Below are 7,391 nucleotides of genomic sequence, written 5' to 3' on the forward strand. Positions count from 1 at the left end.
GGTCCACACCCCCAAGCAGTCCGGTGGCCCCACTCTGGCGCCGCCGTCCCGGCGGGGCAACACGGCGCGCCCGTTCCCGCGCGCGGGAACGGGCGGGGCCTCTCGCGGCCGGGGCACGGACTCCATCGGACGCGCCGCCCGGGATCCCGCACATATCACAGCAAAACGTGTCTTATTTCATTTATGCACACACCTTCGCGGCGTACCCTGCTCCAAGCCCCGTTCGCTGCCGCCGGCGCGGGACTGCTGGCAGCCTGCACCGACTCCGGCTCCCACCCCCGCTCCGGCTCCGCGGCCGCGGCGACCGTCCAGGGGGACTTCGTTCCCCCCGGGCCGAAGGGATATGTCGAGCCGTCGGGTCCCGAGGTGCGTGCCGCCGAACGCAGACGCGGCTCCGGCCCGGTGCGCATGCTCAGGTTCACGGCCGCCGAGAACACCCTGGACCTGGGCGGGCGGCAGGTGCGCACCTGGGCGTATCACGAGCAGCTGCCCGGCCCGCTGGTACGCGTCACCGCCGGTGACGTCCTCAGCCTGACCCTCGCCAACCGGCTGCCGGACACCACGACCCTGCACTCGCACGGCGTGCGCATGCGCTGTGACATGGACGGCGTTCCCGGCCTGACCCAGAACGCCATCGCGCCCGGGACCGACTTCACCTACCGCTTCACCGTCTCCCATCCGGGCACGTTCCTGCTCCACTCCCACGTCGGTATGCAGCCCGACCGCGGTCTGTACGCCCCCTTCATCGTCGACGACCCCAGGGAGCCCCTCGCCTACGACAAGGAGTGGGTCATCGTCCTGGACGACTGGCTCGACGGCGTCCAGGGCTCCACCCCCGACGGGGTGCTCGAGCAGCTCATGCCCAAGGGCATGAGGATGGAGGGCATGGCGATGGGCCCGGAGCCGGCCGGGACCCGTTCCGGCGGGACGGGCCCGCACGCCGCGCACACCCGGGCGGCGGCCGGCGGGCCCAGCCGGGTGCTGCACCACGGGCGCAGCCGCATGCTGCACGGGGACGCCGGCAGCGTCGACTACCCCCTCTACCTCGTCAACGGCCGTACCGCGAGCCATCCCTCGGTGTTCCGGTGCCGGCCCGGTGAGCGGATCCGGCTGCGCATCATCAACGCCGGTTCCGAGACCGCCTTCCGGGTGGCGCTGGACGGGCACCCGATGACCGTCACGCACACCGACGGCTACCCGGTGCGGCACACCGAGACCGACGCGCTCCTCATCGGCATGGCCGAGCGCTACGACGTCCTCGTCACCGCCAAGGACGGCGTCTTCCCGTTCGTCGCCCTGGCCGAGGGCAAGAGGGGCCAGGCCGTCGCCGTCCTGCGCACCGACAAGGGCCGGGCCGTTCCCCCGGCCGACGTACGCCCGGACGGGCTGGACCGGAAGGTGGTCCCGGCCCGGCGCCTGCGGCCGGACGACTCCGTGGCCCTGCACGACCGCGATCCCGACCGCGAGATGCGCATCAGGATCACCGGGACGATGCAGAAGTACGACTGGGGCTTCGACCACCGGCCGTACTCCGTCCGCCAGCGTCACCCGGTGCGCGCCGGTGAGCGGGTGCGTCTCACCCTCATCAACGCCACCGACATGTGGCACCCCATGCACCTGCACGGCCACACGTTCGCCGTCGCCGGCCTCGACGGCTCGGGGGCGCGCAAGGACACGGCCATCGTGCTGCCGCACCGCAAGCTGGTCGTCGACTTCGACGCGGACAACCCCGGGCTGTGGATGCTGCACTGCCACAACCAGTACCACTCGGAGAGCGGCATGATGACCATCCTGGGCTACCGCGCCTGACGTGCGGCCCGGGGCCGGTGACGCGGGAGACGTCCGGCGCCCTGCTGTCGGGCAGGTGGCGCATGCGCCCGGCGGGCCGCCGGAATATCGCCGGCCCCTGTCCGACCGTATCGACCCGGCCGCCGGGAAGCACGGTCCCCGCGGGAGGTGCGCCACGCACTACGCTGGAACGCGCGTGGTACCACCTGTTCACTGTGAGTGTGCGCTGGGAGCGGCGACGATGAGCCGGGTCTATCCGTTCGACGATGCGGCCACGGCCCGGGCTGTCATCGACGACGACGGAACACTGGTCGAGTGGAACGAGGGCGCGCGGCGCCTGCTCGGCCACCCGCCGGAGTCCGTCGTGGGCCGCCCCGCGGCCCGGCTGCTGGCCCGAGAGCCCCTGCCCGAGGTGCCCCTCGGGAAACGCTGGACCGGGACGGTGGAACTGCGCCACCGGGACGGCCGTACCGTCCCCGTGTGGCTGCTCGCCCACCGTCGGCCGCCCGGTGACGGCCACGGCGCCGACTGGCTGGTGGTGTCTCCGCTGACCGGCGACCAGCCGCACGCCCTGGACGACGAGACGCTGGCCGGGGCGAGCCTCATCCAGTCACCCTGCGCGGTCGCGCTCTACGACGACCAGCTCCGCCTGCGGCGCATCAACCAGGCCATGGCCGAGTTCATCGGGCTGCCCGAGGAGCGCGTCAAGGGCCTGCGGATCTCGGAGCTCGGCGGGCAGCGGCCGACGGAGGATCTGGAACAGGGGCTGCTCCAGGTGCTGTCCAGCGGCCTGCCGCTGGTCATGGAGAACACGGGCAACGTCGGCGGTGACATCCGGATCGCGGCCTGGCTCACCCGGATGGCCCCCATCTCCGGCCCCGGGGGCAGGGTGCTCGGCGTGTGCCTGGCCGCGCACGACGTCACCGACAACCACCGGGCCCGCCAGCGGCTGCAACTGGTCAACGAGGCGAGCGCGCGGATCGGCACCACGCTGGACATCACCCGCACGGCGCAGGAGCTGGCGGACGTGTGCGTACCCGTGCTCGCCGACTTCGTGACCATCGACCTGCTCGACCCGCAGGAGTACGACGGTGAGCCCCCGGCGCGTGTCACGGCGCCCCTGCGGCTGCGCCGGGCCGCCCATCAGTCCGTGCTCGACGGCGTACCGGAGGCGGTGATCCGGCCGGGACGGGCCGATCTCTACCCGGAGTTCTCCCCGCAGGCCGACGCGCTGACCGCGGGCCGCACGATCATCACCTCCGTGGGCGCCGGGAACATGACCAAGTGGCACAGCTGGCACACCGCGCGCGACCGGGTCGTGAAGAGGTTCGGCATCCACTCGACGATGTCGGTGCCGATCCGGGCGCGCGGCCTGACCCTCGGCGTCGCCGTACTCACCCGGCACCGGCGCCAGGACCCCTTCACCGCCGACGACGCCCTGCTGGCCGAGGAGATCACCACCCGGGCCGCCGTCTGCATCGACAACGCGCGCCGCTACTCCCGCGAGCGCGAGACCGCCCTCGCCCTGCAGCGCAGCCTGCTGCCCCGTACGATGCCCCGCACGGCGGCCCTGCAGGCCCGCTCGCGGTATCTGCCGGCGGCCCGGGCCGGGGTGGGCGGCGACTGGTTCGACGTCATCCCGCTGTCCGGGATGCGGGTCGCGATGGTCGTCGGGGACGTGGTCGGGCACGGCATCCAGGCCTCGGCCACCATGGGCCGGCTGCGCACCGCCGTCGGCACCCTCGCCGACCTCGACCTGGCCCCCGACGAGCTGCTCACCCACCTCGACGACCTGGTGATCCGGCTGTCGGAGCAGTACAGCGGCGACGACAGCCCCGGTGAGGTGGGCGCCACCTGCCTGTACGCCGTGTACGACCCGGTGTCCAGGCGGTGCACGCTGGCCCGCGCGGGGCACCCGCAGCCGCTGGTGCTGCGGCCGGGCGGCGAGCCGCACGAGCTGGAGCTGCCCTCCGGACCCCCGCTCGGGCTGGGCGGGCTGCCGTTCGAGTCCGCCGAGGTCGAGCTGCCCGAGGGCACCGTGCTCGCCCTGTACACGGACGGCCTGGTGAAGTCCCGCCGCAGGGACCTGGACGTCGGCAGGCGGCTGCTCGGCGAGGCGCTGAAGGGGTACGCGGGCTCCCTGGACGAAACCTGCGACCTGGTCCTGCAGACGCTGCTGCCGCCGGGCGAGGCGACCGACGACGTGGCCCTGCTGCTGGCCCGCACCCGGGGGCTGCCCGCCTCCCAGGTGGCGACCTGGGACATCCCCGCCGACCCGGCGCTGGTCGCGCCGATCCGCAAGCAGGTGCTGGACCAGCTCGAGCGGTGGTCGCTGAGCGAGGTCGCGTTCACCGCGGAGCTGGTGGTGAGCGAACTGGTCACCAACGCCATCCGGTACGGCTCGCGGCCGATCCGGCTGCGGCTGATCCACGACGAGGCCACGCTGATCGTCGAGGTGTCCGACAGCAGCCACACCGCTCCGCACCTCAGGCGCGCCAAGACCTTCGACGAGGGCGGCCGCGGGCTGCTGCTGGTCGCCCAGCTCACCCAGCGGTGGGGCACCAGGCACACCCCGGAGGGCAAGACCATCTGGGCGGAGCTGGCGCTGACGGAGGCGGCTCAGTAGACCCGCAGCCAGGGCCTTACCCGTTGGCGGGCCTCGTGCAGACGGGACTTGAACGTGCCGAGCGGGATGCCGGCGCGCTCGGCGGCCTCGGCGTAGTCGAGCTGGCAGATGTCCCGGTACACCAGGGGGGCGACCAGGTGCGGGTGCTCGCGTTCCAGCCGGTCCAGGGCCTCCAGCAGATCCACGCGGGAGCCGGCGATGACGCTGGTGGTGCGCGGGTCGACGTGTTCGGCGGGCTCGATGACCGCGGGCCGCTCGGCCGACCGCCGCTTCAGCTCCCGGTACTTCTGCCGGCAGCAGTTGGCGACGACGCTGTACAGCCAGGTGCTGAAGCGGCTGCGGCCCTCGAAGCCGGAGATGTGCCGGGCCACCTGGAGCAGCACGTCCTGCGCCGCCTCCTCGGCGTCCTCACGGCAGGGCAGGAACCGGCCGCAGCGGCGCACCACCTCGGGCCGCAGCCCGGTCAGCAGCCGGTCCAGCGCCGCCCGGTCGCCGGCGGCGGCGCTCCGGGCGAGGTCTTCGGCCGTCGCGTCGTCCGGCACGTCGGGGCCCCCTGGAAGTCGATCTCAGGGCAGGCATGATAGTCGTATGCACTCCTTGGAGCGGATCGGCCGCTACCGCCTCCAACGGCGCCTGGGCACCGGCGCCTTCGCCACGGTGTGGCTCGCTCACGACGAGGAACTCGACGCCCCCGTGGCGGTGAAGGTCCTCGCCGAGAACTGGGCGCACCGGCTCGACGTCCGGGAGCGCTTCCTGTCCGAGGCGCGGCTGCTGCGCCGGGCCGGCTCCAGCCGGGTGGTGCAGGTCTACGACATCGGCGAACTCCCCGACAGCAGGCCGTACTTCGTGATGGAGTACGCCGACGGCGGCACCCTCGCCGGTCTGCTGACGGCCGGTCCGCTGCCGGTGCGGCGGGCACTCGCGCTGACCGCTTCGGCCGCGCGCGGCGCCGCCGCGCTGCACGAGGCCGGCATCGTGCACCGCGACATCAAGCCGACCAACGTGCTGCTGCACACCGCCCCGGACGGCGGGCTGCGGGTGCTGCTCGCCGACCTGGGGCTGGCCAAGAGCCTCGCGCAGGCCTCGGTGCTCACCCTGGCGGCCGGCTCGGCGGGCTACCAGCCGCCGGAGCAGGCGGAGCCGGGCGCGGGTATCGACGCCCGCGCCGACGTCTACAGCCTGGGCGCGGTCGGCTACGAGCTGGTCACCGGCACCGTCCCGGGACCGCCCGGGAAGGTCGTGCCGCCCGGGCGGCTGCGCCCGGACCTCGGCGCGGACGCCGAGCGGGCCCTGCTGCGCGCCCTGGAACCCGACCGGGAGCGGCGCTGGCCGGGAGCGCAGGCGTTCGCGGACGAACTGGACCGGCTCGCGGCGCCCACGGGCCGCCGGACGGGCGGGCGGCTCGACGCCGTGCGGCGGCCGCTCGGCGCCCGGGCCCTGGCCGCGGTGGCCGCCGCCGTCGCGGCCGCCCTCGTGGTGACGCTGGTGCTGCACCGCCCCGGCTCCGGCGGCCGGACCGAGGTGCGGGACGCCACCGGCCGGGTCTCGGTCGAGGTGCCGGCCGGCTGGGCCCGTCAGCTGCGCGACTCCGGCTGGGATCCGCACGCCCTCGGGCTGCCGGCGGGGCACCAGCCGGGCCTGGTGGTCGCCGGCGACCTGTCCCGCTGGCCCGACATGGGGGCGGGGGTCGACGGCGTGTTCGTCGGGCTCAGTGAGCACGGTGACGTCAACGCCCGGGTGAACGCGCTCACCCACACGGGCTGTCACTACGCCGGCTCGCGGAGCTTCACCAGCGCCGACTGGCACGGCCGCGTCCGGGCCTGGAAGGGCTGCCCGGACGGCGGCTCGGTCACGGAGTCGGCCCTGGTACCGGCGGAGGGCTCCACGGGGCCGCAGGTGTACGTCCAGGTCCGCCGCCGGGGTGACGGGGACGCGACCGAGGGCGTACTGCGCTCACTGCGGGTCACCTGAGCACGTTCCGCGCGGGGCGGGGCGGGGAAGGAACTTCCGGGCGAGGCGAACTTTTCCGGCGCCCCGCGCATCGGAGTGTGATGACGGCGCACCCGGCGCCGGAGGCACGCGTCCGCCGCGTGCCGTGAAGATCCAGGAGTGTTGAGCGACATGGCGTACTCTTCCCGGTCCCCGCGGCGCGGGGCCCTGCTCGCGGGCGCGGTCGCCGTACTGGGCCTGCTGACCGCCTGCGGCAGCCAGGACGGCAGCTCCGCGCCCCAGAAGGTGTCGGGCACGGCCGGCCCGGCCACCGAGGCCGGCGGCAGCCCGGCCTCCACCGTCTCCTCCCCCGCCGCCTCCACCCCCGGTGGCGCGGCCTCGTCCTCCGCCCCGAAGACGGGCACGACGTCCGGCGGCACCGGCACCGGCACCGGCACGGACAGCGGCACCGGCGGCAAGACCGGCGCCACCAGCACCCGGTGCCACACGTCCGAGCTGCGGGCCGCCGTCGGCCGCAACAACCCGGGCGCCGGCCAGGAGAACTTCCCCCTCGTGCTCACCAACAGGTCCGGCCGGACCTGCACACTGCGCGGCTATCCGGGCGCGGCCTTCGTGAACGCCTCCGGCACCCAGCTCGGCCCCGACCCCAAGCGCTCCTCCGGCTCCCCGGCGACGGTCACGCTCAAGCCCGGGCAGAGCGCCTGGGCCGGTCTGACCTTCTCCAACCCGGAGATCAGCGAGGCGAAGACGGCCAGGCCGTCCGGACTGCTGATCACCCCGCCGGACGAGCGGGACCACCTGAAGGTGGCGTGGACGGCCGGAGAGGTCCCGGTGGGCGGCAACTCCTCCTCCGTGTTCCTGACCGTGTTCAGTCCCGGTACCGGCGCCTGACCGGCCTCACCCCCGTGGCGGACCCCGCCGTCCGGGCCGGACGGCGGTGCAGCCGGGTGAGGGCGTCCTCGGCGCTGTTGGCGTGCACGGTGGCGAGGGAGCCGTCGTGGCCGGTGGACATGGCCTGGAGCATGTC

General features: G+C 74.3%; 5 protein-coding genes and 1 pseudogene. 4 read left to right on the forward strand and 2 right to left on the reverse strand.

The features are described 5' to 3' along the window. Positions 1–183 precede the first annotated feature (183 nt). Both AB0924_RS29765 and AB0924_RS29770 read left to right on the forward strand, forming a co-directional pair. Positions 184–1,809, forward strand: a complete 1,626-nt coding sequence (locus AB0924_RS29765; protein WP_366913011.1) for a multicopper oxidase family protein — start codon at positions 184–186, stop codon at positions 1,807–1,809. A 220-nt stretch (positions 1,810–2,029) separates the two neighbouring features. Then, positions 2,030–4,414: a SpoIIE family protein phosphatase gene (locus AB0924_RS29770; protein WP_358933250.1), complete on the forward strand. Its 2,385-nt coding sequence runs from the start codon at positions 2,030–2,032 to the stop codon at positions 4,412–4,414. Here the strand turns inward: AB0924_RS29770 and AB0924_RS29775 are convergent. Further along, complete coding sequence (locus AB0924_RS29775) at positions 4,408–4,956, reverse strand: RNA polymerase sigma factor (protein WP_358933248.1); 549 nt, start codon at positions 4,954–4,956, stop codon at positions 4,408–4,410. The genes AB0924_RS29770 and AB0924_RS29775 overlap by 7 nt on opposite strands. Positions 4,957–5,002: 46 nt before the next feature. Here AB0924_RS29775 and AB0924_RS29780 point away from each other — a divergent pair, with 46 nt between their 5' ends. Then, positions 5,003–6,385, forward strand: a complete 1,383-nt coding sequence (locus AB0924_RS29780; protein ID WP_366913012.1) for a serine/threonine-protein kinase — start codon at positions 5,003–5,005, stop codon at positions 6,383–6,385. A gap of 150 nt (positions 6,386–6,535) precedes the next feature. Next, positions 6,536–7,255 carry a DUF4232 domain-containing protein gene (locus AB0924_RS29785; RefSeq protein WP_358933244.1) on the forward strand — a complete coding sequence of 240 codons (720 nt, stop codon included), beginning with the start codon at positions 6,536–6,538 and terminating at the stop codon, positions 7,253–7,255. A gap of 49 nt (positions 7,256–7,304) precedes the next feature. Here the strand turns inward: AB0924_RS29785 and AB0924_RS29790 are convergent. After that, a pseudogene (locus tag AB0924_RS29790) lies at positions 7,305–7,391 on the reverse strand (ATPase, T2SS/T4P/T4SS family); the annotation flags it as partial.

Source organism: Streptomyces sp. NPDC047869 (assembly GCF_040704065.1).
In the GTDB taxonomy this organism is placed as follows: domain Bacteria; phylum Actinomycetota; class Actinomycetes; order Streptomycetales; family Streptomycetaceae; genus Streptomyces.